Origin of the sequence: Shewanella schlegeliana (genome assembly GCF_016765635.1) — a bacterium.
Taxonomy (GTDB): Bacteria; Pseudomonadota; Gammaproteobacteria; order Enterobacterales; family Shewanellaceae; genus Shewanella; species Shewanella schlegeliana.
In genome coordinates, this window is sequence record NZ_JAESVD010000003.1 from 1 (window position 1) to 26,044 (window position 26,044).

Genomic DNA, 26,044 nt, shown 5'->3' on the forward strand with positions numbered 1-26,044 from the left:
ACTAGTAATGCTGATCCTTCCATCGATAACCTTACAAATAATATCGACAGTGAATTGGGATTGGGAGTCCATGTAAAACATCCTTAGTGCCCTCTGAATTTTGAATTTATTTATTCAGAAGACACAAAAAAAGAGTTACGTCAATTTCCCTTGGTAGTTACAGCAATGACAAAGTTGCTTGGTAATTAAGATACGACAGAATTGCTTGGTGATCACAGAGTCAGCGCAGATCTCGCTGACTCGAAGCTGGACAGAAACGGTTTAGAGTTAAAGCTCTTTAAGTAACAATTAGCATGAGGAGATGTATGGCAAACTGACACACCGCTAACGCTACCTTCTTCGATGCTGGTTTGGAAATACGAGAACCAATTAAGTAAAGACGAAAGTTTAAACTTCCTAAGTTACTCCAAAATGATATTAACCAGTTACAAAGCTACTTTACTTATAAGTCTCCGTTTCAATTAGGTTTATGCCTGTACTCATTTTTTTGTGGTAACATCTCGGCAGTGTGAGGAGAGATACAATATTTATACTACTCGGTAAAACCGACCAAAGGATTGAGGTATGCAAATAGAACAGATTAAGCCATTTATACTTAATTATGCGACGCAACGAGTTGCATCTTCAGCTCCATCCCTCGGTGGGCACTATTGTGACCAATTACACATGTGGGTCGAAGATGAATCTAACACGCCTATCATTAATATTGTTGATGCCAGAAACGCAGAGCTTTTAACAAAAACTAGTGTTCGAGTAGAACAAGATGATGAGTCATTTTGCCTAGAAATGCTAACGAAAACTAAAGTAAACGTCGAAAGTGATGATATGGATAGCAAACTGTGTCATCTAAGCGAATTACTAACTAAAACTGACGTCATTCAAGAGTCAGATGATAGCTCTAGTTGTATGGACATTGTATGATTCTTTTAGTAACAAATCAGCGAGATCTCACAACTGATTATATCGTCAGAGAGTTGCAGAATAGAAAAGTTCCGTACTACAGACTTAATACAGAAACCATTTCAGCTCATAAATGCTCTATTGGCTACAAGTCGTTAGATGATTGGAATATAGGTAATATTGAGGGGAAATCGGTGAGCTCAGCCTATTTTAGGAGGCCAAGCGCACCTATTTGCAGGCTTAAGTCATTAAAAATTGAAGAACAAGAATACGTACAAATGGAGTGGCTAGCTTTCTTAAAAAGCATCTATTCTAGACTTGACGGAAAATGGTTTAGTTCGCCAATAAATATTTCTTTAGCCGAAGATAAACCAAGACAACTTTTATTAGCTAGTGAAATTGGTTTTAACATACCTCAAACTATTATAAGTAATAACGTTAGTCATATTATATCTAGAACACCAAATAAAAACCTTATAGCAAAACCCTTACGTCAAGCACTTATAAGCGGTTATGATGAAAAAGTTGTGTTTACAAGTCGAATACCTAAAATCACCCACGAACATGAAGCGTCTATTTCTTTTGCACCATCGATTTTTCAGCAAGAGATAATCAAAAGATTCGATGTAAGGGTTACGGTTGTAGGTCAGAAGGTATTTCCTGTAGCTATATGGTCACAAGAAACTACTGAGACTGAAGTTGACTGGCGCAAAGGTGGTAACATTAACTTAGTTCATGAACATATAGACATACCTTCTAATATTAAAGATAAATGCATTGAGTTAGTAAACACGTTGGGTTTAAAGTTCGGAGCCATAGATTTAATTTGTGACAAAAATAACAACTATTGGTTTTTAGAAATCAACCCAAATGGTCAGTGGGCTTGGATAGAAAACCAAACCAAACTACCAATAGCTTCGACCATCGTTGATGAGTTATTAAAAATCAATGAGAATAACGATGAACGCTGATCTGTTTTGGCCCACACTTACAAGAAACAATAACAACATTGCTGATAAAGTTAATGAAGATATTTGTAAAATTCAAAATTCAAAACCAAAATCTGCCAGAACAGTTGTATTGGATGAAGCTAGACGCCTATACGACCAAGAACAAAATCGACGTTCAACTACAGATAGTAAAGCAGGAATCTATATTGCTATCTCTACTGCATTAATTCCAACGCTACTTTCATTAACTCCTTTTATAATGAGTGGCGAAAGACCAATAGTTTTAAATTTTATAATACTTTGTTCGTTTTTATTATCAATCATCACTTTAAGCAGATGTGCTTTGTGGTCTCATGAAGCATTACAGGTATCACCATTCTATCAATTAGATTGGAAGGTGTTAATTTCTTCTAAAAGTACAAAAAAACTGGAAATATGTCTAGCTAAACAGTTACTGTGTAATTTACGTAAAAATTATGAACTTACAAATGAAGCTGTTACATGTATAAAGATGGCACATGCACTAGTTACGAGTGCATGGATTTGGCTTTTTATTTGCATACTAGTTAGGTTATTCTCATATATATACGTAGATTTTATTGAACCAATTAACTAGTTCACTATCTTCTAGTATCTATATTGTAAGTGTTCACCTGTGGGGGACTGATGGTCTGATGCAAGTTACGTAAATTATAGCTATCAACCATTGCCTCAATTGATACTATTCCCACCTAGAACTACGATTATTTACAAGTAGGGTCTGGTGAACGGTTACGATAATTACACTACTGCTTACTAATTTAGAAAAAGAGGCTAAAACACAGGGGTGGACATAAGTTTGTTAGTGCTAAACTCAAATGATGTATATTTAGACTAAGAAATATAGGCCACCAGATATTAACAGGCTAAGCTTACGAAGCTATGGCCCGCTGTTTATAGTCCTTGTGAAATTGTCTTGTTATATTTTTATGTTTCCATTTCAGCTTCAAATTCTGCCATTTGAGCATCAAATTCTCTCCTTGCGTCATCTTCACATAAGTGACAAGCGAAGTAGACTATTTTGTCACGATCTCCAGTTACATATTCATCACAACGTTCGCAGAGCATAATACGCCAGCCTTGTACCCTGCAGAAGACACAAACCTCTATACCGTTAATTACAACAACTGAAGGTGTTTCAGATTCACAATTGTGACAATGACCAATAGGATAGCAACAAGCTAAATCATCATCATCTTCTTCTTCTCCTTCATCAACATAATCAATACGATATAACTTTGTGTATTCAGATAATGCATACTCTTCACTAATTGTATTTTGACAATGATTACACTTCTCATCAGGAAGCAAAAAATATGAGACTTGTTTATTACAATGATTGCAAGGAATTGAATCCTTAATCTCCATAGGGATTTCATCTTTTACATCACACACCAGGCATTCAAAATCTTTCCCCCAGTAATTGACTTTTTTAATTACTGCGCTATTTAGTTGGCAAGATGGGCAACTTACGACTTCATTCCCTTTATTCTTTTCAATATCAATTTTATTTTTAATCGCGTCATATTTAACTTTTAAAAATTCATTGTTTCTATAAATCCTTTTATTTAGTTCTTCAAAGTGCTTTCGATAATCATCAAAAGTTTCCGCCCACTGAGAACTAAGTAAATCGTATAAATAATACCAAGAAGCCCAATGCTCTAATATAACTACATTCTTTTTTTCACCAAAACCTGTATGAGCGAAATGGACTATTTGATTTCGATGCTCACCTATAGCCTTGAAGTTATCCATGGCTTCTTTTTTGAACTTTTCACCACATATATTTTTTAACCTTTTCTCAGACTGCTCAAGATATACAGAATGAAAATCACCATTTTCAAAGCTTGTAATCTTTGCTTCTTCTGGACGAGTAATGATTAATGACCAATGCTCTTTCATTAACCTTGCTTTAAATAAAAGCTCAATTGCGGTATATAAATCTATAACGGAATTTCTTGGAGAGCTTTCCAAGTGTTCAATTGAGGATTTCAAAAATAGAATTGCATTTTTTACTACAGAATTAAACCAATCGTCTTTATTCTGTTTTTTTTGATTGACGAATTTACCCACAAAGCCTCCAAAAAAGTAACATTTGTATACACGCCTTTCGAGTTTGCCCAGTTAGACCAATCAAAGCGAAAACGCACACTTTATTTACCTCGTGCCTCTTGCATATCGAGTATGCACTTCTTTTAGTTACTTGAATCTACATTGTTTTTTATTTTCACTCAATAGCAAGTCGTGACCTGATTACGCCTAATTTAGAGGATATTCGCAAAAATCTAATAATACTGTATAAACACAGGTGAACAGATGTACCGCTAAACAGATAGAGTTATCTTTCTAACTGATGAGTTAAAGTATTGCAAAGAGATCGATGCTGTATTGAACCAAATGCTGGCGCTAACGCATTTTGGGGCAAAAGTTGTTTAGAACTAAAAAGGTAAACCTTAGGGCATAACATCATTATCAGCGCCCCATATTAAAACAATAAAAAACCTCTTCTCATAAGAATAAGAAGAGGTTTTGCTGCCTATTCGGCAGATATCAAAGCATGATTAATTGGTTGTACTTCACTAACATTTTCAGCTGCCTATTCGGCAGGTCACGACCTTGCTTACCCGCTATATTATTATTTTCACTTTTCAGCTGCCTATTCGGCAGGTCACTATGAACTTATCAAAATTTCATTATTAAAACCAATTGCTAACTATAAATACCCTCTTTTAACCTTAATAAATCATCAAAGAAAAACATAGTAATTTATCAACAACTTAAGATTCACCTATAGAAAAAAGGTTAAATAGTTTCAACTAAGTGAGCTAGGTTTGGCACCGTACCATTCAACTGTTTATTAGTGGCAAAACCATAGCTGTTAAACATTGGCTCCGTTCGCTTGTTGGCCATACATCTCTGAATATGAAGAAGATAGTCTTGCTGACTTGTATCGCTACTCATGGCAATTCGGTGAAACGCTTCCCGATCTCTTGGTTCGGTGCTTTTATTTGGGTTAAAAACTTCCCCTCTTGCTAGTGCTCGTTTTTCTAAACGTTTTAATCGTCTTCTAGTTTCACCAACAAATATTTTTGCTATGTTTTGATTACGCTTAAATCTCACCTCTGCACAACCATCTGGAACTGCTTCAATATTACCGATGCTAAAGAATCCACACTCTTGCATATCTTGAAAATAACCTTGCTGCCTCAGTTCGTTCAATACACCTATATCAGTGTGAACAAACGCAATTATATTGCCGATTGATACATCAGACCAAGCTGGAAAACTTACCCCGAGCCCCTCTATTTTATGTTTATAAATAAAGCCATGCATAATTGAAATGCAACGCCCAGTAAGCAACGCGAGGTTTGCTTGTTCTGGTAAAAATCGCACCATAAAATAGTAGCGTTTCATACTAGGCCTTCGCTGAGGTTGTTTTAGCGGTTGTGGCTTCGGCTTTTGATTTGCTTTTGGCTTCAGCCTTTTTCTGGAACATGCCACCCTTTATTAACACGGCAAACAGGTAGTTGATATTGGGACTAATCGAATACTTCCCCTCAGCTAGCTGTTGCTTAAGCTCTGCAAGATAGAGCTCAGTGTTAACAAACAGAGAATAAAAACTCTGCTTAGATTCTGGAGTACGGCGTGCTACACCTATCTCTTTATCTGCACCATATTCATGAATACGTAATCGCTTTGAACCGTCACCATCCCACCAATCATCAATTAATTGCAGTGCAGCCCCAATCTTTACCGAATTAAAACTAACGGCATAACGACCATCAACACACTTCACTTTAGCAAATTGTTTTGAGGCTTCGCCCTGTGCCGCCTTTTCGCCAAAAGACTGGCTTGGGTAGATCTCTTGACAGAAAGCAGTTTCAATTTTTGCGGTGATATTGGCATGCCAAAATACTGTAGGATCAGTTAACGCTTGATGAACCTCATGACTTAGCTCTTCTAATACTTGCTGAGCATCGGCAGGCCAACGACTATCCCAAGCAAGTTGACGAGTATTAGCTATTTGATAGCTGTTACCAAAGCTAGTTTTAATCTCTATTTGAGAGTTCCCGGTATTTTGATTGCGCCAGAGCCAGGTGCCTAACAGCACATTTTTACAGTATCGAGTAGCTAGCTCTTTGTAACCATCACACGCTTTAAATGTGGCTGCGAATTCTTCAAGTAACGCGAATATGGTAGGTTCGCTGCAACCAGCAGGTTTAAGGGAGTTAGCTTGTACTCTTAATGAGAAACGACAATAGATATGCTCGACATTTGGCGGTACATAACACTCTTCAAGGATAAGGGGATTGCAGTGGGCTAAATCTTGCGGCGCTAAGTTTTTAGATTTGAACTGAGGAGTGAAGCCTTCAGTAAAACCCGCTTTTTGACCACGAATTCGGTTTATTTCAGCTTCAAGAGGGACAAAATCACTTTCAGCAGTTTTATAAAAGAAAATCGCTTTGCTTGGGTACAAGGAGCGGTCATATTTTAAAACATTGCATAACTCCATAAAGCTTCCTCAAATCCGTTTCATTAGCATTAAAGTTTCTTTTATATCGAGCATCCAAAAGGCTCGCCTAAAAAAGTTACTCATCCCCTGCAACCTTATATCAATAGCAGTGGCACACTCAACCACTCCTATTGCAGGCTCAGCATAACAATGTAATGGCTCGAACGAATACTTGCGGCTTTCAGGAGCTCCCAACAACAGATAACCCGACATTACTGGACACAGTGAAGCATGTTGCTTCAGCAGCCTCAGTAACCCATCAAGACTATCCATTTGATATCTGGTCGGCATTACCCATTTACCGGATGCAGGAAGCCGCCTTAGTTTTGAATAAAGTGATGCTTCGCTACGATACAGCTCGCACCATTCATTGACAGTGCCTATCTCAGGAGGATGCATTACCCCTCCGGCAAAGTTGGCAGGAAAGCTTGCCTTTATGGCACCAACAGAATTATCGAGTGCATCTAAGTCCTCTTTATAGCCATCGATATGCACCACGAGATCAAACACCAAATCACAGTGCCGGTTATCTACAATCCCAGCTCGCCTAAACTGGTTTTCTTTTGGCCCTTGCATACCGTACTCAGGCAGTTTTTTACCTGCTACAGATGAGTACTGACGGATAAACCACGAAAATGAGGTCATTCTAAGCTGAGTACCAAGCCTTTCATTTAATCGTCGTTGATAGTTATGCATCATACCCCACACAGCGGTTAACGACGGGATGCCGGCACAATAAGGATTAGATAACGCTTGGGCATCAAATACTCGTATGCCTTCCAAATACAAATAACGTTGCAGATTGTCTTCATCTTGATCTATTGCTACTGCATTTGGTTCTTTCGAGAGGTTATCGATTAACCATTTCAAACTGCTTTTTAATGGCTTCATCAAACGCTGATGGAAAGCATATTTCTGTAATGAATTTGAGTTAGACAGTACTGTGTTTAACAGGCTAAACATCGGGCTGAGTAACTCAATAAGGTTTTCTTTTGGCGCAGTTAAAAACTGATACTCAAATGAGCCATGAATACAGGCGAGTTTACTAGCGTTAACCTTGTTATCTTCCACCTCTAAACGCCACTCTAATAATGGTGATAACCATTCAGTTAGGGTTGATCTTACCTGCCTCATACAAGCAACTTTCTGCAGCCTACGTTGCTTCAATGCCAGTTCAGAACCGTTTGAAAGAAGACCCTCTAAGGCTTTTTTAAATCGAAGTTGTGATAACGCGCCTTGGTTTAGCACAGTTTGACAGGCTTGAACCTTTAATACCCAAGAGTCACTTAATCCATGCGCTGCACTTCCTATCCGAGGTGGATAATTTAACGCATTGACGTTGCCGCCAAGAGAAGCCGACAACTCACTAACAGCAGCAGGACGCGTAAACTCAATATTGGTGTATCGGCCCTGCTTAGCCATTGCTGCTTGTTGTATTTCAGCTTGCAGTGCGTGGCTAGCAACTGGCGTTATCGCCAAATAGCCATCTCGATAAGGCAGACGAACCTGAATGGAATATTTATCGACACGATTGGGGCTATAATCGTTAGGCAATGAAGCTTTTACTCTGCCGCACACATTCATGAAGTGTTTCACAGACATACCAAGTTGCTGAAAAGCTGTCTTCCACTCCTTAGGAGGCTCAACCAAAAGAATCGCGAGGCAACAAACACGCTCTTGCCAGATAAAATGACAGCTAAATAACTTTGCTAGATTCACTTTGGCACTGTCATGTGACCAACCTAAAGCTCTAATGCAATTTGCGCTACTCAATACATGAGGATGTGAAAACGGAGATGCTGCAATCAGCCTTTGTTTGCTGACTCGTATATCAGGGTACTTTAAATTATGCGTATGTAACCATTGCACCTCCTCAACACAAGCATCTATATGCGCATCAGTATTGAGTGTTTGCTTGGCTAACCTTTTATCAAGTAGATCATCAACCCGTTTTCTAGGGTAAGTCAGATTAAGTAGAATGGTTAATGCAGCAGCTTCACTGCCCGTCACATCTATCGGTGCGGTGTACGCGGTAAATGCTCGCCTTAATGCAATATTACGCTCAGCGATATCGTCAATGTCTAACAACTCTTGGAATTTCAGTTTATCTACCATGCTGATAAATACATCCCTTGTTTATCATTACCAAAACTCACCTTGTATTCGATGACTTGCCTTAGGTAAAACACACCAATATGAGGATCAATTCGAGTATGAATTTTCTGCCTCATTCCAGCTATTAACACGCCATCTTGGTAGAGTCGATATACTTGCTCATGGGTAGTTGAAAGTAATACTGCCGTTTCAGCCACAGAGACCAACATATCAGCCACATTAGGCTTTTTTGATTTTGGATGTGACTCAACTAGTTTGCTAAGGTAATCCATCAAAGCAAGATGGATAAAATGCGGCTCTTTATCTTCTGGCAGTAAACACTGAGACTGCAGAATCAGTTCTCCGTAAATAGACCGAAATGATGTGCGATTAAATAGGTCAATAAGCCTCGCCTCTGCACCAGAAGTCACCACATCGAGTTCTCGGTAGAAACTTGATGGCCAATCTTCAAAGTAGCCAACTGATCCATGTAGCATACATTCAGCATTTTTAACACGACGCTTCTGGTACCAAAGCAAAGCAGCAAATCGCTGAGTCGCTGATGTGCCCATAAATAACAGAGGATTGTTAGATAAAGCGTCACCTTCAAACAAGCTACGGGACAATACAACCGCTTGGCTATCGGCTTTCTCGCTCGGAGCTGTGGCAAACTCAAAGCCGCAAACGCAATGAGCAATAGATTCGTTCCCAATATAATTGATAGGTTGTTGGCAATCAGGGCAATGATGAAGCAGTTCACACTCATGCTTGGCACACACCTCAACAGGCTTAATATACCAAGCCTGGCGAATATAGGGCTCTTCTTTCAGGCATTGAGGACAAATAGGCACAGTCTCAATACCAGCTTCATCAGCGCAGCGAATAAAGCTCAGCGGAATATCAACACCATTACGGTGTACTGCCGACATACCTCCCACAAACGTTCTATTAGAGCGTAGTAAGGCTAGTTTTTGTAACTCATGTGGTGGTAAATCAAGGAGGGATTCAAGCAAGCTCAACGCCCGCATTCTAAAGTGGCTATTGTGCTTGGCGTGATAAACATTAAGGCGTTTTAGCTCGATAGGAAATGCACCATGAGCCTCAAAATCTAACTCATGCAACTCTTCGCGAATGGCCAAACTTAACTGCTGATACGAGTCAAAAAAGTTCTCAGCTACGACTCGCAGCAAGTAACTTTCCAGTGACTCATCAGAGAATGCTCGTGCTTTAGGAGAAAAGAGAAAAGCCATACAGCACCAAAACTAAGGAAGTCTTAGTTATAAACTATTCAATCTAGAGCTACTTTGCAAGGAAAATTAAAGCGTACTAAATAGTTTCTACCCCAAAACGAGCTTGCCATCTCTAAACGAGTAACCATATTTATTGACGTGCTTTATCGATTATATGAAACATCTTGATAAGTTCGGGACTGATACTGAGAAGATAAAGGGAATAGTGCGTTCAATGAGAACTATGGTGTTCGAAAACCACGAGAAGTTGTCTTTGGTTTTGAGTACAAAATGACTCCCTATGAAGCTAAGATCCAGAAGAAAAAGATGACTTAGAGGAGATGCGCAACGATGATCACTGAGTTGCAAGCATTAAAAAGCCGCGATTGCGGCTTTCAAGCTATTAGAGTCGAATATGTCCAGAAGGACTGATAGGGGCGCTAAAATCAACACCTTTATCTTGCTTACTTCTACCAGTTAAAGCTATGCGCTCTTTGTAACTGAGCTTAGAATTAACAGGTTTAGCAAGAGAAGATCGGCTGCAAAAGCTATCTCTAATACTTATTTTGTTTTTACTCATGCGACCTCCTATTTAGTCATACAGTAGTCGTTAGATACTTTGTCTTAAGAACCGCTTTAGCTCTGCGTCAGTTAAGTAATCTTTACTGTAATTAGCAGTTGCAGTTCGCTTATCCGTCGTACCTATTTTGAACGCAGTGGACTTGCGATCCGTATCTATCTGTAGACAGTGTAATACACCTGATGATGATCTTTTAGACCATTTTCGTATATGCTCATTTTGCTCATACTCCCAATCTAGGTAATTTTCGTCCACATCAGATATCGCATTGATAATCTCAAGGGCTGTTTCAAACCTATTGTCGGGATCGACTTCGAGACACTTTGTTATCGCGTCTTTTACTTTCTTATGTATGTGTGTAGGGATTAAATTTCTGTCAGGGAAAGTTCCATTTCCAAGGTCTTGTAAAAACTTACCTTGATCAAAAGCTCCACCTAGAGAGTAAGAATCGAACTGAGAGTTGAAGCAGTCACTGCCGACACACATTCGATACATTGTTAGGCCAGCTTGGTATATATCAAAGCTAGTGGAGAATTCTCGTGTGTTTATCGCCTCTGGGGGCACATGCTTACTGTACAATTGTTTTGGTGTTGTAAAGCCGTACTCATCCATGTGCATAGCAAGGCCAAAATCAGAAAGCATGGCCTCATTACGGTCAGAGAGCAGAATGTTATCTGGCTTTAAATCGAAGTGCAGTAGGTTGTTAGAGTGGATATTGTGTAAGCCACTAATGAATTGGACAGAGTAACGAATTATCTCTCTTAAAGTGAGAAACCTTTGGTTCATCATCCCACTCAAAGATCCATTTTGGTAGTAGGGCATAGTGATGTAAATAAAATCATTATCCTGACAGGCATAGTTGACTTCTACAACATTTGGATGTTTGTTATCGTAGACCTTTCTTGCCTCGTCGAAAAATTGTTCTGCATCGGAAAAGTTAGCTTTATTAATTCTCTTGAGCACCATTTCAGCGTTTAGAGCAGAGTCCAATATCCTATAAACGTCAGAGTTTTTACCTTCTTGTCCAATATCTTCAAGTATCTCAAAGGTAACTTCTGCTACTTGATATCTAGACATTTACAGCCCCCTTTGCAACTAAGATTGCCTCACGTTCTTTGTCTGAAAATGCCCCCCAGTCATTGACTTCGGCGTAATCTTCCTCATTTTTAATAAGGCTTTTCACCTTCGTTTTAGTAATCTGTAACTTTGAGGCAATGGTCGTTATTGCTCCTTGGTAGTGAGCTTTAAGCGTACTTGAAGCGAAAGTTTCTTGAATAACGCCTTCTATTTGTACACGCTCAATACTAACTTGCCTTGCCGTAGGCTCTGATAACCTAATTCCAGCTTTTTCTACTTTGAATTCTCGTAAAATATCTAAAAGAGTGGCACGAACATATTTTAGTTTCTCTGGGGTCTCTAGGGCATTAGGGATACAGACTTCTTCGACGTTTATAATTCGGTTTTCATCTGAATCAAAAATACAAAATGTAACTTCTGTTGGTGATACTCTTAAGCCTAGTGTTCGCATGATAACTTCCACTGTAGAAAAGATAGTTGCCAAGTATAATCATTGGGTTACATTATTCAATACATACTTATTGCAGACGCTACAACCCTCAGAAAATGTGTCCCCTCGTGTATGTGGCTCCCCCAAAAAACGTTCACAGACGCACGTAGACACATCCAGATTACGGGTTCAGGTCTTGTATTTTGCAAGATAAATGTAGTTGCGTATCAAATTAGGGCTTTCGAATAATTTGATTACTTGTACTAATCAAATTATTACTAGTTAAAATCAGAGATCTAGCTAGTTCTGTCCAAAATGGTTAAATACAAAACAAATATATTTTGTGCACTTGTATTATTCCGGCTAGTGCAAAAGAAAGACGGTTAAAGAGTCTCCCCCTATTTCTTCAACACTGACATCATGTAGCGCTTGAATCAGTACCAGACTTCTATTTAATTTCTGTTGTGACGGTTTCTCACTATCCTTATTGCATCTCCAGTGGCGAGCCTATCTGAAGAGAGATCCAATATCACGTTTATAATATCTGCTAATGCATTGTTACTAAAACGAAAGTCTGAGGGTAGACCATTTAAACCATCAAAACTGTAGTCAAAAGCCAATACAAAGTCTTTAATGTCAGAAGCCCTGCCTTTTAAAACGCTTTCAGGGAGCTCGCTGTGACTAGGCGACGGCTGAATTTTCTCAAAAGAAGCTATAGACTCAGCAACGTCAGCTCTTGTAGGCCAATATTTTAGATCAAACTGACCACGTAAGGACTGTATTTTATCTGAAACATAGCTTTGGTATAAGTGATTATCTTCGCTTGCCAGTTCAATCATATCAACAGTTGTTTGATAGTCACTTTTTTGAAATCCAGATAATTCATAGACTTCATCTTGTCTTCTTAGAGCAAAAGCTAGTTTCTCGGAAAGCTCTACTATTTCCTCTTTAAGTGTATTTAATTCTTTTAAATCTAATCTAACTTGGACTACATCATTTTTGCAAAAATCAATACTCATCCAAATATATTCAAGTGTTAACCATATGTACGCATTATTTGGGGGATATCCATCAAATTTATCAGAGTATCCAAATTTCTTTATCAACTCATGGAATACTAGAGTGAGCTCATCAGCTCTTTCTAGCATTCTCTCCATCACAGGCCAATAGCTCATCCATATATGATTTTGTTTATTACTTTTCAGTTCTCGCTCTATAAAAGCTTTACAGAAAGCTGTAGGGCTGTTGGTTGGGAGTGCCATTAACTAATTCCTTATTCGTACTTTTCGTTAGTGTACTTAGAGTACGCTTTATGAGTTTAATTGCCGTATCTAAAGAACAGAAAATGTTAGGGTTTAGATCGCTCGTGAAAATCAATATCGAACAAAGCTGTACATCTCAAAGATGATAGCCATACCCACCTTAATCAATGATTTTTATAGAAATTACGTATAACATGGATTTTATACTTGGCAGATTAGAAAAATTGATATGAAAGTCAAAAATTCCGCAATTATTTATACTGGATACGATTATCAAACTCTACAAGGAGTGAAACTACTTGCCGAGTGGATCCATAGTCCTACTAGATATTTGAGAGTGGCTTTCGAGGCTGACAGAGATGGAAATGAAGCTCCGGAAGGGATAGATGATATTGTTTGTGAGCGTCCAGATGGTGTTAAAGATTTTTGGCAGGTCAAGTTTACTCCTTCTTCAGAAAAGCATGAGAATGGCCTCACTTGGGATTGGCTTTTAAAAATTTCAGGGAAAACGGCGAAGTCTCGTTCAATTCTTAAAAAACTTTTTGATGCTATTTCCGCTGTACCCGATGAAAAGCTCGGTGATGTTGTTTTGCTAACCAACAAGCGGCCAGATAGGGTTATGGAGTCTTGTTTATGTGAGGAAAATATCAATTTCACTCAAATTGATACCGACACGCAGAGTAAGATAATTCATCAACTGGGAAGTTGTGAAGCTGCTAAATTATTTTTTTCGAGATTAACTATTCAACACAGTGATTACGACTATCCAGCGACAAATCGTAGTGTTCGTTCTGAGCTGCTAAAATTTTCCGATCATGCAGGTGTTGAGCGGCTTATAGCAAGATCTCGAGAGTGGGCAATGTTCAAAAACAATCCACCTGAAAACGGCTGGATTCGCCTTAACCATGTTAGAGAAGTCTTATCACCGAAAAGACCTGAGCCTATTCCGGAGATATTTTCCGTACCAAAGGACTACAGTCTTCCAAATAACGAGTTTCATAATGGATTATTTACTAACATTATCAATTCAAGTGGTGGTGTAATAACCCTAACAGGTAAGCCTGGCGCGGGAAAAAGTACATATTTATCATATCTATGTCAGTCATTAGAGCTACAAGACATTCCGCTAGTGCGCCACCACTATTTCTTATCGCTGGGAGATTCAACGGACGACAGGCTAAGCCCAAGAGTTGTTGCCGAATCTCTGCTGTATCAAATTAATAGTTTTCACAAAGAGATCGGTGCGGATACTTCTCAACCAGAAAACTTACGTGAAGCATTAAAGTCTTGCGCCGATTACTACAAAACCAAAGGAAAGGTCTTTGTAGTACTGATTGATGGCCTAGATCATGTTTGGCGAGACAATGCTAAAAATAAGAAACCATTAGATGAAACTTTCAGACAACTGTTACCTACAACAGATAACTTAGTAATACTTGTTGGCACGCAACCAGTTGATGATGAATTACTTCCTAGGATACTACTTACTCATTCACCGAAGCGGAATTGGCACTGGTTGCCTGAAATGTCTGGCAATTCCATATATGAGTTTTTAAAACTACATGTTGAGTCAGGTCGATTATTCATGAACTGCCATGATGATCATGTGGATGAAGAGATTCAAAAAAGTGCAAGGGCATTGTTAGATAATACCAATGGATATCCTCTACATTTAATTTATTCAGTTGAGTTTCTTTCCCAAAATGGCTTAGCACTTTCATCATACCAAGTTGAGAGACTTCCTCCGTGTTCCGATGGCAATATCACTACTTACTATTCAGAACTGTGGCGTAGCCTCACTTATAGGCAACAAGATGTTCTACATCTTTGTAGTGGTTTTCAGTTTGCTTGGCCGAGACAAGCGATTGGTACCGTTGTAAAAGACGAACATGACTACGCACCTAGTGTAGATGCAGTGGCGCATATGCTGTCTGAAGGAATATCAGGATCAAGGCCTTTCCATGAAAGTTTAGTGGTGTTTGTTCAAAACCAAGAAGATCACCAACAGCGAATAAACGCATTGCTACCATGCGTGTGTGATTGGTTGTGCTCAAAAGCACCAATACACTTAAAAGATAACTGGCTTTGGTCTAGCCAAGCTAGAGCTGGCGACTCTTCCGAGCTACGACTTGGTGTTACTCGAGATTGGGTACTCGATAAACTTGTTATTGGAATGCCTGTTAAGTCGTGTATTCGGCTGCTATCCGAAGCAGAAACATATGCGTTTAGAGAACTTAAATATGCAGAGGCATTTAGACATCGAGAACTGAAAACCAGACTATTTAATGGCCCTGAGTTCCAGACATGGGATTCCACTAGTCTTGGGATACTGTCATTAGTTAACGCAGACGAGCCTTCTCTGAATGAAATAATTTCTGGTCAGAATGAGTACTCGCCAATCAAACTCGCTATATTGGCAATTGTCTTGTGGTCTACAGGAAAAAGAGAACAAGCCAAGCTCTTATCAATGAGTGCTATAGACAGGTATAGATCAAAAACAAAGCTACTATCTTCACGACACTCACAGAACGATGAAGCCGAAGTAACTGCATTGATAAAAGCAGGAGTATTAACCGACAGCCTTAACTATGATGTGATTTTTGAAAATGAAATCTTTTCCGATTGGTCTGAAGGATGTTTAGCAAGCTTTAGAAATGCATGTCTGATAAAAAAGGATCTCGGTTTACTTTTAAGGGCTTGGGATTGCTTACCAGCCAAAGCACCTCAAATTTTTCAATTCGAACTGGGTGCCATTAGGCTAAGTATTGTAGAAGATGCAGATATTACCTGTAGGCCTGAATATAAACATTTCTCATCACAAAAGTTATCTTGTTTTGTTGATCTGTATTCTAAACATAAATTTTCAAGCATAACTGCTTATGATTTTGTTAGTACTTCGCTTTCACAATTTAAGGTGAAAGCATCCAGTGATTATTATGACTGGTTCTTTTCTTCTCTTTGTATCAGGTTAAATGCTGAAGGCGATTACTCTTGGCTGCCTGTCAGTGCTTCTTCAGAACAAGTAGATACTTCCAATCACTATCATTTACTCAATGAATTATCAGACTGGATTTCTCGTGAGCTTGTAGCAGGAAATTCATTACACTTTGACTTTGTTTGTTCGATATTTCCATCCGCTCCAATTTTGGATGAGATCCAATGGGAGAGTCGTAGATCAGATATAACACTAAAGCGAAAGTGGATTGAAATTGCAGCAGACTGCCACCTTATAACAACCAAATCTGAAATTGAACGTGATGAGTTGAAACATACAATTGATAGCGGCTTATATAGGGTTGACTGGCTGAGGCTTTGGTATAAAGACATTGGTCTTAAGTTACTTAGTGATGAGGCTGTAGAATTGCTAATAGAAAGTGATTCTAATCGCCAAATAAATGAACTAGAAAGTACAATTGAAAACTCTAATGCATATCTGGAACTCGCTCAAATAGCATTTTTTCATGATAAGTTAGAGTTGTATGAAGAATGCTTAAAAAAGACATGGGACTTTGTACTTGGTTATGGGCATCACAAAGATCCAATGATCTTTGATATTTTGAAAGCTGTAGATTATCTTTCTGCGATAGATCCAGATTCAGCCCTGACAGTATTAGAAAGAATCTCACCAATCATTTTCAATATCTCAGAGTTTACCGATGGAGATGGAACTAGACATTCTACGTCCTCATTATCATCCTTAGTTGCGAGGTTAAACCCGCAAACAGCAGCTTCAATGTATGAAAAGAACCTCATCGATGGGGAATGGTCCTATGCTGAAGAGGCCATTTTGAGCTTGCTTCAAAGGTGTAGTTTTTCTTTACCTATAGTAAAGAGTTTGTACCTTACAGGTCTAGATTCTGCCAATCATCAAAAACTCAGAGAGCAAATTGAAAATGGAGATGCAACTGCTATTCAGATTTCAAATGAAATTGAGTGCTTACTTGGTATTAATGTTCAACGAGCGTCAGAAGATAAGCATTCGAAGACAGATGAGTTCGATGATAAAATAACATTACAACCATCGGATTACCCGCCAGAAAAATACCAAGAACTGGTAGCCGCTCTAAAAGGGAAATACAGTACTCGTAAATTCTGGAAATCGTGGTATCAACATTGGGTTGAGCAAGATAAGGAACTTGAGTTACTACAACTATTCATTCCGCAAATACCAACACTCACTGATCGTCTTGATGATAAGCGATACTTGCTAGATTTACTGTTTTTAAGCCAGAGAAAACTGAACGGCAAAGCACAAGCATTTAAGTTGTTGGTCGCCGCTCATAATGCAATGAATGGTTGGTCTGATTGGTATGAGAGTTCTGAGAACAGCATCATTAGACTTAAAATTGTTGCAGAACAATATCCTAAAAAAATTGATGAGTTTATTAAGCTAACTACATCTGAGCCAGCTAGTTGGAAAAGTAAGTTTGGTGACTTAATTATTCCTAATGATAAATTAGTATTTTTATTATCTCAAAGTGGTAGAAGTGAAGAAGCGCTTCAACTGACATTCAAGATGGTTGAAAGCTTAGAAGAAAGCGTACGTAATCTAAAGCTAACAAAACCAACCTGGGATTGGCAACGAGACGACTCTGCAGAAGAAGCTTTAACTAAATGCTTAGTTGCAAGGCTTAAGCTCCCCATCCCATCCATTAAACTATGGGTAATAGAGCAAATTTCATGTCTATTAGTTGAGAAACACTCAAGAATTGAAGACTTGTTAAAACAAGACTTAGCTAATAGAAAGCAGGAATCTGAATGCGTAGAAGTACTATGTGTATTTTTAGTCGCCAAATCTAAAGGGTATAGTTGTCCTACTAATTTAGGGCAGTATGTAAATGCAAGGTCTACACTGTCTGATTTAATTCTCAATGAGTTAATTACAACCCCCCTGGATTTCGGAAGAGATGCTTATGTATTCACTCCTTTTGCAGTTCTAGATGGTGATAATCATCGATTTGAATATTATCAAGGAAGCCATGTTCCATTTTTGTATCACTCATGGCTCAAGAAAGAAGAGGAAAGAACGGGCCTAGCTTTCACTGACCACTATCGCTCTGAGTGGAATAATACTTTTGAATATATTCCATCATCAGCGACAACTATTGATTACTTTATGGGTGGTGATAGACAAAGAACTACAGGTCAATTTTACACGCAAGCAAGTCATCGTGGTCGTTCCGCTTATTTGCGAACAATAGAGAATGCAAAGCAGTTCTTCGGTATGCCAGATTCTTACGCAGCACATTTATCAATACCTGCATTGCCTATCGAGCCCGCATTTATAGGACTCGTACCTAGAAAACCGACATGGGTACCTGAATGGGAAAGTGAAATACTCCCTGACAGAGATAACTTGATTCGGTTTATTAAAGACATATTATTCCGCTTTACTACAGCTAACGAATCCCATGATTTGTTAGCTCTTTCGATGCCAATTAAGCTTGATAACGATTGTTGGATTGATTTAACAATGGTTAAAGCAACAGCTGGTTTTGAAGAAACTACAAATATTGAAATACAAGAACGCATGGGTTGTTTAACCGTTGCTTCTCTTCTGAAGCCAGAGCTGTCTTATGAGTTTGACGTTAAAAAACAATCCGAAAGTAGGATGTTAGCTGTTACTCCTTTCCCATTCATGAGATACGGACATTGGCATTCAGACCTTGAATCTAGAGGTCTTTATATTCCTATGTGTAATATTGATAGAAAGCAGCTAGTCGGTTCATCTATTGGTAGTCAATTTTGTTATTCGGTTGATGATACCAAAATTGGTTTTTCTTCGTATTGGTATAATGATTGGCTGCCAGTTCACCCCAAAGGTATTCGCTCTCTTTGTGGCTCTTATACCGCAGTACAAAAAGATAATTATGCCCGTTGGTTGCAGGTTAGTACTAAAAAGAAATACTTCTACTCTTGTAAGGTTACAGTCCTTTCATCTAAAGATACTTTTCGAGAGCATGTGATTGAAGAGTTAGTTTTTACTATTGAATAAAAATCGTCAGGAAATATTACCTTTTAAATTTTAACAATGTTTTCAAGTCAATATTGGACAAAAGCTATAATTCACTTTTGTCCAATTCCTACTCGCCTCTATCGATAGATTTAGACAACTGCGCTATCAAAATATCTTTTTCTTCATCACTCATTTGATCTAAAAGACATAGTAGTTGGGCACTCTTTTCTGACTCACAGAAAAAATAAGCCACAGGCACACCTAGCTCGTCCGCCATCGCTTTTAGCGTGGCGTAATCGGGAGTATGCTTGCCTTTCTCATAATGATTCATGCGTGCGCTTGCCGTCCCCGGTTCCATTCCTAACTGAATGCCCAGTTGCTTTTGGCTGATACCCAGCGCTTTTCTTGCCTGCTTAAGCCTAAGCGGCAGTGGATTGATCTGCTTTTCTGACACTTGTTCATTATTGTCTGATCCTAGATAACTTAGATTGTCTTAGTTTTTTCACTTAAGGTATACTAAGGAATCCTTAGCTTTTTAAGTGACATTGTCAAGTTTTAGCCTAATTAGATAAGAATCGAATCGATAAGAGGGAGAACAGATAGAGGAAAACAATAAGAAAAACGTCACGGATTGGCTCATTACATATTGAAATTATTAACAATTGGTAAATACCGTGAACGAATCAAAAATCCGTATAAACAAAATACTTATTAGTATCTTAAAAAGTAAAACACTGTCTCAATTTACTGCTATTGAGTTGAAAAAATTGTTCATAGAACAAGTTCCAGCCACAAAAAATAAAGATGCCAGCCAACTAGTGCATAGAACACTCAGCAAATTATGCCAAATTGGGTTCCTAGAAAAGCGTACTGATAGCAAAAAGGTATTATTTTCTAAGACATTAACTTTTGATGAGAGTCGTCTATATCCAAGTAAACCACGCAGCCAAACGCCACAACCGAGTGTAGTGAACCGCGGTACAGCTCAATTACAGAAACTCAAAGCCACACTTAACCAATATCAAATTGACCTGTTGGGACATATTGGTGAAGCCGAGGAGTTTAAACGGCTATTTCACGAGTACCCTGAAACAAAAGCGACTCTATATTGCCGCTATATGGATGCACGTAATCAAAGCTCATCAATGGTTGGTAAGATTAAAGCCGTAGAAGCCTGTATTAGCACGTTAGAAGGGTAATGCTGTGAAACTAAGGTCATGGCAGCATGCTTGCGTTAAAAAGGCACTTAAGGTCTACCAATCACAAAGCCACTTTATGTGCTTAGCAACGCCAGGGGCTGGTAAAACGGTCATGGCTGCTGAGCTAGCAGCAAAGTTAATCGAGATGGGTAACGTTGACTTTGTCTTATGTTTCTCACCATCATCAGAAGTTAACGAGAGCATTAGATCGACTTTTTCACGTCGACTACAAAAACGTTTTGACGGTTTAATAGGAGCGATAGGAAGCGTTTTCACTTACCAATCTATGTCCTCTTTAACACCTGCTTTCTGGCAACTGCTTCATAGTCACAATGTCTTGGTTATTATGGATGAAGTACATCATTTAAAAGGCACGGAGCTTAATAATGCCAATGCCTGGGGAGAAGAGGTTCTTGTTAATATTCAAGATAAAGCCAAGTATACATTGGCCTTGTCTGGCACCCCTTGGCGTTCAGATGCTGCTCCTATCGTATTATCGAAATTCACTGAGCCTGATAACACGATTCACTGTGATTTTGTTTATGGTTTAAAACAGGCTGTTACTGATGCTGTATGTAGACAACCTAATATAGCGCTAATAGATAACGATAAAATCAGGTTAAATGACAATTGGGAATCTGAAACGTTTACCTCTATAGCAGCGCTATTAGAAGGCTCAAGTTTCGGCTATGAAGCACTAATACATAATCAGCAAATTTGTCATTACATGCTTAATCAAGGCGTTGGTAAACTAAAAGATATACGTAGAACCTCTCCCTTAGCAGGTGGACTTATTGTTGCTTCATCAATTAAGCACGCTAAACAGCTTTACCAAACGCTAGTGACCGACTTTAAGCAAACGGCCTGTATCGTTACCTCCAAGTTGAAGCATCCTTCACACACGATTAAATCTTTTAGACAGAGCGATATTCAATGGATAGTTAGTGTTGGTATGATCTCTGAGGGCACTGATATTCCAAGGCTACAAGTTTGCTGTCACCTGAGTCGCATCAAAACAGAGATGCATTATCGCCAGGTGTTAGGTCGGATCTTGAGAGTCACTTCCTGTGATGCTCAACAAGCTTGGTTATTCACTTTAGCTGAAGCTAGCTTTATTGAATTTGCTTATCGTATCGATCAGGATCTTCCCGATATGTCCGTCGTTTTTGAACAAGATGAGCAACAAGAACTAAACTTGGCTTTATCTCATAAACCGACCTCTACAGAGTTTAACCACGACGTAAGCAGCAATCTACACTTCTCAGATATATCACTATCCACTAAAGCAGCCATCCCACCACATCTAACTGATATTGAGGAAGAGAACAGTTACAACTTGGCCCTGTTAGGCGGATACAAAGAACAAATAGTGAGGATGTTTGATACTCATTTACTGAGTAGTTGAGCTAAGGTCTATAAATTTGATTTGAGGTATTCTCCAAACGACTAAATCCTCTCCTTCATTACTTCAAACTCAAGATATCATTGAGCGCCATCGGCTTAGTATACTTTGGACCTATTGTAAGCTGATCAACAGTTTGCATATCAGAGTTAATGCGTGAAGCACTTTCAACCTCTTTAAACTTCAAATTTTCAATAGGAATTTCGAACAAATTGGGTTGCTCAGGAAACAGCCTTGAGTAAGCTGATATCAGGTGCCTTATAGATATCGTATTACTCTTTTGATTTAATGCACAAATTAACGCTTCTATTAATAATTCTTTTAATAAACGATTTTCACCGTTACTTGCGGCAAATAAACGAGCAGAGAGATCTGGAGATGCAAAATCTGGTGGAAACGCAAGTGGCATGCGACAGGCCAAACCCTTGATATAGCTGAGATAATATTTTCTTTTAACATTATCTATGTAATGAAAATGAGTCAGTTTTCGTCTACGAATAAGTCGAGATTCCCATTGAGGATCCTCGCAAATTTGCTCAGCCCATGGCATTCCTACAAAAGCTATCGGAACTTGAGCCTCCTCGCTTATGTATTTTAGAGAGTTACCAATAGCTTGACGCTCTTGCTTACTTTTATATTCGAGTATCTCTTGAAACTCATTGATAATAATCAGCTCAACCTTAGTGCGTTTTAAGGCATTTACTAACTTCTGCTCTAAATTTGTAGCAAAGCCCCGGCGCTTGTATTGACTAGTACCAAATAGCTCAAGATCATGAAGCATCTGAACGAGAGTACTATCCAGGTCACGCTTAGCAGATATACGAGTTACTAATATTGGCGTTTGTCTACAACTTAGTTGAGAGGCCAATGCCTTGTCCTTGTAATGGTCAATCAAAGCACTTTTCCCTGTTCCAGCTTCACCCGTAATCAAGATGCATTGCTGATCTTTCGAGAGCAAACGCCGCGATCTTAAACTGTCCAGCTCATCCATTATATTTTTCACATGATCGTGCTCTATATAACATAAGGAAAACTGTGTCGCTGTAGCCATTATATCCATACTTAAAACGCCTCTATGTCATCACTATTCCAATCAAAGGTGTCGATGCTATTGTTATCATTTTTAGGCGCCTTCACAGATGGTAAAGTTTGCGAGGTATTCACAGGTACCGTTGAATGAGCAGTATTACTGTCAATGCCTTGGTATTTTGCTAACTTCTTCATTCCTTTTTGCTTTTGTTTGTTAGCCCATGCTTGATTGACCATCTGATCAATTTCCAACCGGCTCTGCGCAATCGATACTGAGTCTTGAGAGTCGGTAACGTTTTTTCGGCGATTCTTAATATTGACCTTGTGCTGAGTTAGCGTGAGTCCAATGATATAGTCACCGGAATCTTTAGCGGGCACCTTGAGGTAGCACTCTTGCTGTTCAAGATAAACATAAATGTAGCTTAAATCATGAGGGTTAATTTTAATATCAGCTTTCAAGCCACGCTTAGAGGCAACTGGCGTGTATTTTCGATACTCCAATAACTCCGGTGAATCGTACCGCAAGTGCAAAAACTGTATACCATCTTTTGAAATAGAACGAGTGTCTAAAATTCCTAGTTTGACACACAGATGCTCTTGGTCATCACCGGTATATTGGATCGGTGGGTAAACAGACATCCCCTCATACCATTTTGCAATTGGCACTCGTGTTTTTCGGTCATCTGCTTTTTGGTTATAAACCTCAATAATCCATTTGTGCAGTAATTCATTAAACAAACTAAAACTTATGGCAGCTTCTTTATCAGGTTGATAATCCCCTTTGGCGTCTACACTTCTAAAGTTTTTCCCTGGAAGTGAGTCTAAAAACTCAGTGTTTAACGTTCTAAAGAAGCGCTCGACTTTGGGCTTTTTCCAAGGTTTGCCAACGGGATTGTAACTCGTGTTAATACCAAGCTCTTTACAAGCTGACTCTAACGAATCCCCCCAAAACTCAACCCCATTATCAACGACTAAAAGCTCAATTTTTCCATGGCAAGGCCACTCGGTATTAATACTTGAAAATCTATCTATTACATCATCTTTGCTCAGCATCGTATTAATTAATGCTGCTCGAATAGATAAATAACTAGGCTCATTAAAACTGACGTAAAAACCCACAACACAACTACTGTAGCAATCAACGAGTGCGGTAATGGTTGGCCGACCAATCACGGTCTGGTTATCTTCCATTAATACGGTGAAATCTAGTACCGTATGATCAATCTCTACTCGCTCCATGACACTGGTTGGCTCAGCAAATTTATCACCTAGCTTGTATTTTTTTTGCACATAGCTACGACCAAAACGAGCTAAGTCAACATCATAGGGTTCTAAATTTTTAATACGAGCATTAAAGCCAGTATAGGAAATAGGAATAATTTCTCCTGAAACTAAACGGCTATTTTCGACTTGAATTAGATCACAATAATAACGATAGGTAGTTGCGATACTTGGACGCTCCTTTCGCAAATACTTATCTTCTAATGCTTTATTAAAATAAAAATCCCCACTGCTATTTTTAAGGCTTCTGTTACCTTTTTTGCCATGGGAGGGAATAAGTGCAGTTATACAGAAATTAGACTTTCGAAACTTACTATACCAAGCAGCAATAGCACGCCACTTTGGCTTAGATTCATTATCATAGGAGGTCATCTGTGCCAGCAGAGGATCAATATTCTTCTGGGTCCAGCCTCCATCTATACGTTTTTCAATAAACCTGATGTAGTACAAACGCTTTTTAGTTTCATATTGAATTGGTTGATCATACATCTCGAGAGATTTGCTAGCATTAATACTAATCGAGACTTCGGCATCACTATTTACACTAAAAAGCTCTGCATCTAGCTCGTCAATTTCATCCCTAAATAGGTCAGTATCTTCATCCATGGGCGATAGAGAGTTCAGTATCTAAACCAAAAGGAGTCGCATCTAAGTCAAACTGTATTAGCCCCTGTGATGCGCCAATTAGAACCAGTTTATTAAGTTGCCCTTGGGTTAACTTGGATTCATCAAGTAACTCACGCACTGTCACGACACCAAGCCTACGTACCAATGACAATACCCATTCAATTTGAGTATTGTATTTTGAATCTCCAGAATAGCGGTGTAACAGTTTAAGATTATTAAGGAGTGGACCTTTGTGTAGCTGTCGTTCTGTGATCAATCTGAGTTCTATACCAAGCTCAATACAAAACTGCTGTTTATGCTTAAACCTGTGCTTTACCTCTGGATCACTAGCCTCTTTTGAACACTTAACTTCATAGTAGATCTGCTTACCATCTGCGCTTGAGACCAGAAAATCAGGGGTATAAGGAAGGGACTTACCGTAATATTGGTAATAAAAACCGATAGGTTGTGCTTCAAAGGCTGACACCGATTTACTGTATTCAAAATGAAAACAAGCATCAAACTCTAATGAAGACTCTAGCGTTAACGAAGCACGATTCTTTAAGCTAGCGAACTTAAAGAGATTCTTCACGCGAGAGTGCTTTATGTTTCTTTGATACATAAAAACACTCGGATGTAGTTAAATGACAAATAAACACTACACTATGTAAACTTATAGTTCAAATTATGCACACTTATTTGTCGCTATGCAGACTTATATGTAATTTATGCAGACTTATGCTTTAAACAACATGGACGAAATTTAGTAATCGAAGCCGGGCTGGGCTTTAATTCCAGCTTCAAACGCGTGCTTGACTGACTGCACCTCACTCACCGTATCAGCCAGCTCGATAATCGCCCGATGACACGCTCTGCCCGTCACTATCACGTGCTGCATGGGTGGGCGATGCTTTAGCGCTTCAATCACCCGCTCAACCTCTAGATAGTGATAGCTAATCATGTACGTCAGTTCATCGAGCATCACTAGATCGACACTGTCGTCTTTAAGTAACTTCTCTGCGGCCTCCCACGCTCGCAGCGCTGCTGCAGTATCTTTTTCTCTGTCTTGGGTTTCCCAAGTAAAGCCTGTTGCCATCACATGAAACTCGACGCCAGCGCCTTCTAGCAGGCTGCGCTCACCGCAGTTCCAGTTGCCTTTAATAAATTGCACCACAGCGGTTTTTTTGCCATGACCAACTGCACGGGCAACCGTGCCAAAACCAGAGGTGGATTTACCTTTACCGTTACCAGTTAATACCAACAAGATCCCTTTCTCTTCTTGAGCACGAGAGATCTTGGCATCGACTCCCTCTTTGATCCGTTGTTGGCGCGCTTTATGGCGCTCAGCTTTCACGTCCTCGGTCGACTTATTATCCGTCATATTACGTCCCTATTTTATCCCTTAAACACCAATCTAATTTGCTAACTCATTTAAAAATGTTCAGCTATTACCATCTAGAAAAAGCACTTCACCCCATAAGAAACGCATTCATTTAT

Annotated in this window: 20 protein-coding genes; 6 read left to right on the forward strand and 14 right to left on the reverse strand. The window is 39.0% G+C overall.

All coding sequences use genetic code 11. The features are described from left to right. The first annotated feature begins 564 nt into the window (after positions 1-564). From JMA39_RS05470 to JMA39_RS05480, 3 genes are read left to right on the forward strand one after another with little or no spacing between them, the layout of a single operon-like run. On the forward strand, positions 565-921 hold the full coding sequence (locus tag JMA39_RS05470) for a hypothetical protein (protein ID WP_202720833.1): 357 nt from the start codon (positions 565-567) through the stop codon (positions 919-921). Continuing rightward, positions 918-1,871 carry a hypothetical protein gene (locus JMA39_RS05475; protein WP_202720834.1) on the forward strand — a complete coding sequence of 318 codons (954 nt, stop codon included), beginning with the start codon at positions 918-920 and terminating at the stop codon, positions 1,869-1,871. The genes JMA39_RS05470 and JMA39_RS05475 overlap by 4 nt, the downstream gene beginning before the upstream one ends. Then, on the forward strand, positions 1,861-2,466 hold the full coding sequence (locus JMA39_RS05480) for a hypothetical protein (RefSeq protein ID WP_202720835.1): 606 nt from the start codon (positions 1,861-1,863) through the stop codon (positions 2,464-2,466). The genes JMA39_RS05475 and JMA39_RS05480 overlap by 11 nt, the downstream gene beginning before the upstream one ends. Positions 2,467-2,816: 350 nt before the next feature. Here the strand turns inward: JMA39_RS05480 and JMA39_RS05485 are convergent, their stop codons facing one another. The 9 genes from JMA39_RS05485 to JMA39_RS05525 form a co-directional block, all read right to left on the reverse strand. Further along, positions 2,817-3,962: a hypothetical protein gene (locus tag JMA39_RS05485; RefSeq protein WP_202720836.1), complete on the reverse strand. Its 1,146-nt coding sequence runs from the start codon at positions 3,960-3,962 to the stop codon at positions 2,817-2,819. Positions 3,963-4,691: 729 nt separating this feature from the next. Further along, positions 4,692-5,303 (reverse strand): type I-F CRISPR-associated endoribonuclease Cas6/Csy4, encoded by a 612-nt coding sequence (cas6f, locus tag JMA39_RS05490; protein WP_202720837.1) that lies wholly within the window; start codon positions 5,301-5,303, stop codon positions 4,692-4,694. A 1-nt stretch (position 5,304) separates the two neighbouring features. Next, the gene (csy3, locus tag JMA39_RS05495; RefSeq protein WP_202720838.1) at positions 5,305-6,402 is read right to left on the reverse strand and encodes a type I-F CRISPR-associated protein Csy3; all 1,098 of its coding nucleotides are present in this window, start codon (positions 6,400-6,402) and stop codon (positions 5,305-5,307) included. A 9-nt stretch (positions 6,403-6,411) separates the two neighbouring features. Next, complete coding sequence (locus JMA39_RS05500) at positions 6,412-8,517, reverse strand: type I-F CRISPR-associated protein Csy2 (protein WP_202720839.1); 2,106 nt, start codon at positions 8,515-8,517, stop codon at positions 6,412-6,414. Then, entirely contained in the window at positions 8,511-9,746 is a 1,236-nt protein-coding gene (locus JMA39_RS05505) for a TniQ family protein (protein WP_202720840.1), read from the reverse strand. The genes JMA39_RS05500 and JMA39_RS05505 overlap by 7 nt, the downstream gene beginning before the upstream one ends. 382 nt (positions 9,747-10,128) lie before the next feature. Then, on the reverse strand, positions 10,129-10,305 hold the full coding sequence (locus JMA39_RS05510; protein WP_202720841.1) for a hypothetical protein: 177 nt from the start codon (positions 10,303-10,305) through the stop codon (positions 10,129-10,131). Positions 10,306-10,335: 30 nt separating this feature from the next. Beyond that, the gene (locus JMA39_RS05515) at positions 10,336-11,382 is read right to left on the reverse strand and encodes a serine/threonine-protein kinase (protein ID WP_202720842.1); all 1,047 of its coding nucleotides are present in this window, start codon (positions 11,380-11,382) and stop codon (positions 10,336-10,338) included. After that, entirely contained in the window at positions 11,375-11,833 is a 459-nt protein-coding gene (locus tag JMA39_RS05520) for a hypothetical protein (RefSeq protein ID WP_202720843.1), read from the reverse strand. The genes JMA39_RS05515 and JMA39_RS05520 overlap by 8 nt, the downstream gene beginning before the upstream one ends. Before the next feature lie 431 nt (positions 11,834-12,264). Further along, the gene (locus JMA39_RS05525; RefSeq protein ID WP_202720844.1) at positions 12,265-13,074 is read right to left on the reverse strand and encodes a hypothetical protein; all 810 of its coding nucleotides are present in this window, start codon (positions 13,072-13,074) and stop codon (positions 12,265-12,267) included. 229 nt (positions 13,075-13,303) lie between these two features. Between JMA39_RS05525 and JMA39_RS05530 the strand changes: the two genes are divergently transcribed. Further along, positions 13,304-19,069: an ATP-binding protein gene (locus JMA39_RS05530; protein WP_202720845.1), complete on the forward strand. Its 5,766-nt coding sequence runs from the start codon at positions 13,304-13,306 to the stop codon at positions 19,067-19,069. 88 nt (positions 19,070-19,157) lie between these two features. Here the strand turns inward: JMA39_RS05530 and JMA39_RS05535 are convergent, their stop codons facing one another. Next, entirely contained in the window at positions 19,158-19,484 is a 327-nt protein-coding gene (locus tag JMA39_RS05535; RefSeq protein ID WP_202720846.1) for a helix-turn-helix domain-containing protein, read from the reverse strand. Between the two features lie 220 nt (positions 19,485-19,704). On the opposite strand from JMA39_RS05535, the gene JMA39_RS05540 reads away from it, so the two are divergent. Further along, a complete protein-coding gene (locus tag JMA39_RS05540; RefSeq protein WP_202720847.1) occupies positions 19,705-20,229 on the forward strand; it encodes a hypothetical protein in 525 nt (174 codons plus the stop codon). Between the two features lie 4 nt (positions 20,230-20,233). Continuing rightward, a complete protein-coding gene (locus tag JMA39_RS21390) occupies positions 20,234-21,634 on the forward strand; it encodes a DEAD/DEAH box helicase (RefSeq protein WP_202720848.1) in 1,401 nt (466 codons plus the stop codon). A gap of 58 nt (positions 21,635-21,692) precedes the next feature. Here JMA39_RS21390 and JMA39_RS05550 read toward each other — a convergent pair whose 3' ends face one another. The 4 genes from JMA39_RS05550 to cobO form a co-directional block, all read right to left on the reverse strand. Continuing rightward, positions 21,693-22,691: a TniB family NTP-binding protein gene (locus JMA39_RS05550; RefSeq protein ID WP_202720849.1), complete on the reverse strand. Its 999-nt coding sequence runs from the start codon at positions 22,689-22,691 to the stop codon at positions 21,693-21,695. A gap of 2 nt (positions 22,692-22,693) precedes the next feature. Next, the gene (locus tag JMA39_RS05555; protein WP_202720850.1) at positions 22,694-24,547 is read right to left on the reverse strand and encodes a Mu transposase C-terminal domain-containing protein; all 1,854 of its coding nucleotides are present in this window, start codon (positions 24,545-24,547) and stop codon (positions 22,694-22,696) included. Beyond that, complete coding sequence (locus tag JMA39_RS05560; protein ID WP_202720851.1) at positions 24,540-25,139, reverse strand: TnsA endonuclease N-terminal domain-containing protein; 600 nt, start codon at positions 25,137-25,139, stop codon at positions 24,540-24,542. The genes JMA39_RS05555 and JMA39_RS05560 overlap by 8 nt, the downstream gene beginning before the upstream one ends. 171 nt (positions 25,140-25,310) lie before the next feature. Continuing rightward, positions 25,311-25,928: a cob(I)yrinic acid a,c-diamide adenosyltransferase gene (gene cobO / locus JMA39_RS05565; protein WP_202720852.1), complete on the reverse strand. Its 618-nt coding sequence runs from the start codon at positions 25,926-25,928 to the stop codon at positions 25,311-25,313. Positions 25,929-26,044 lie beyond the last annotated feature (116 nt).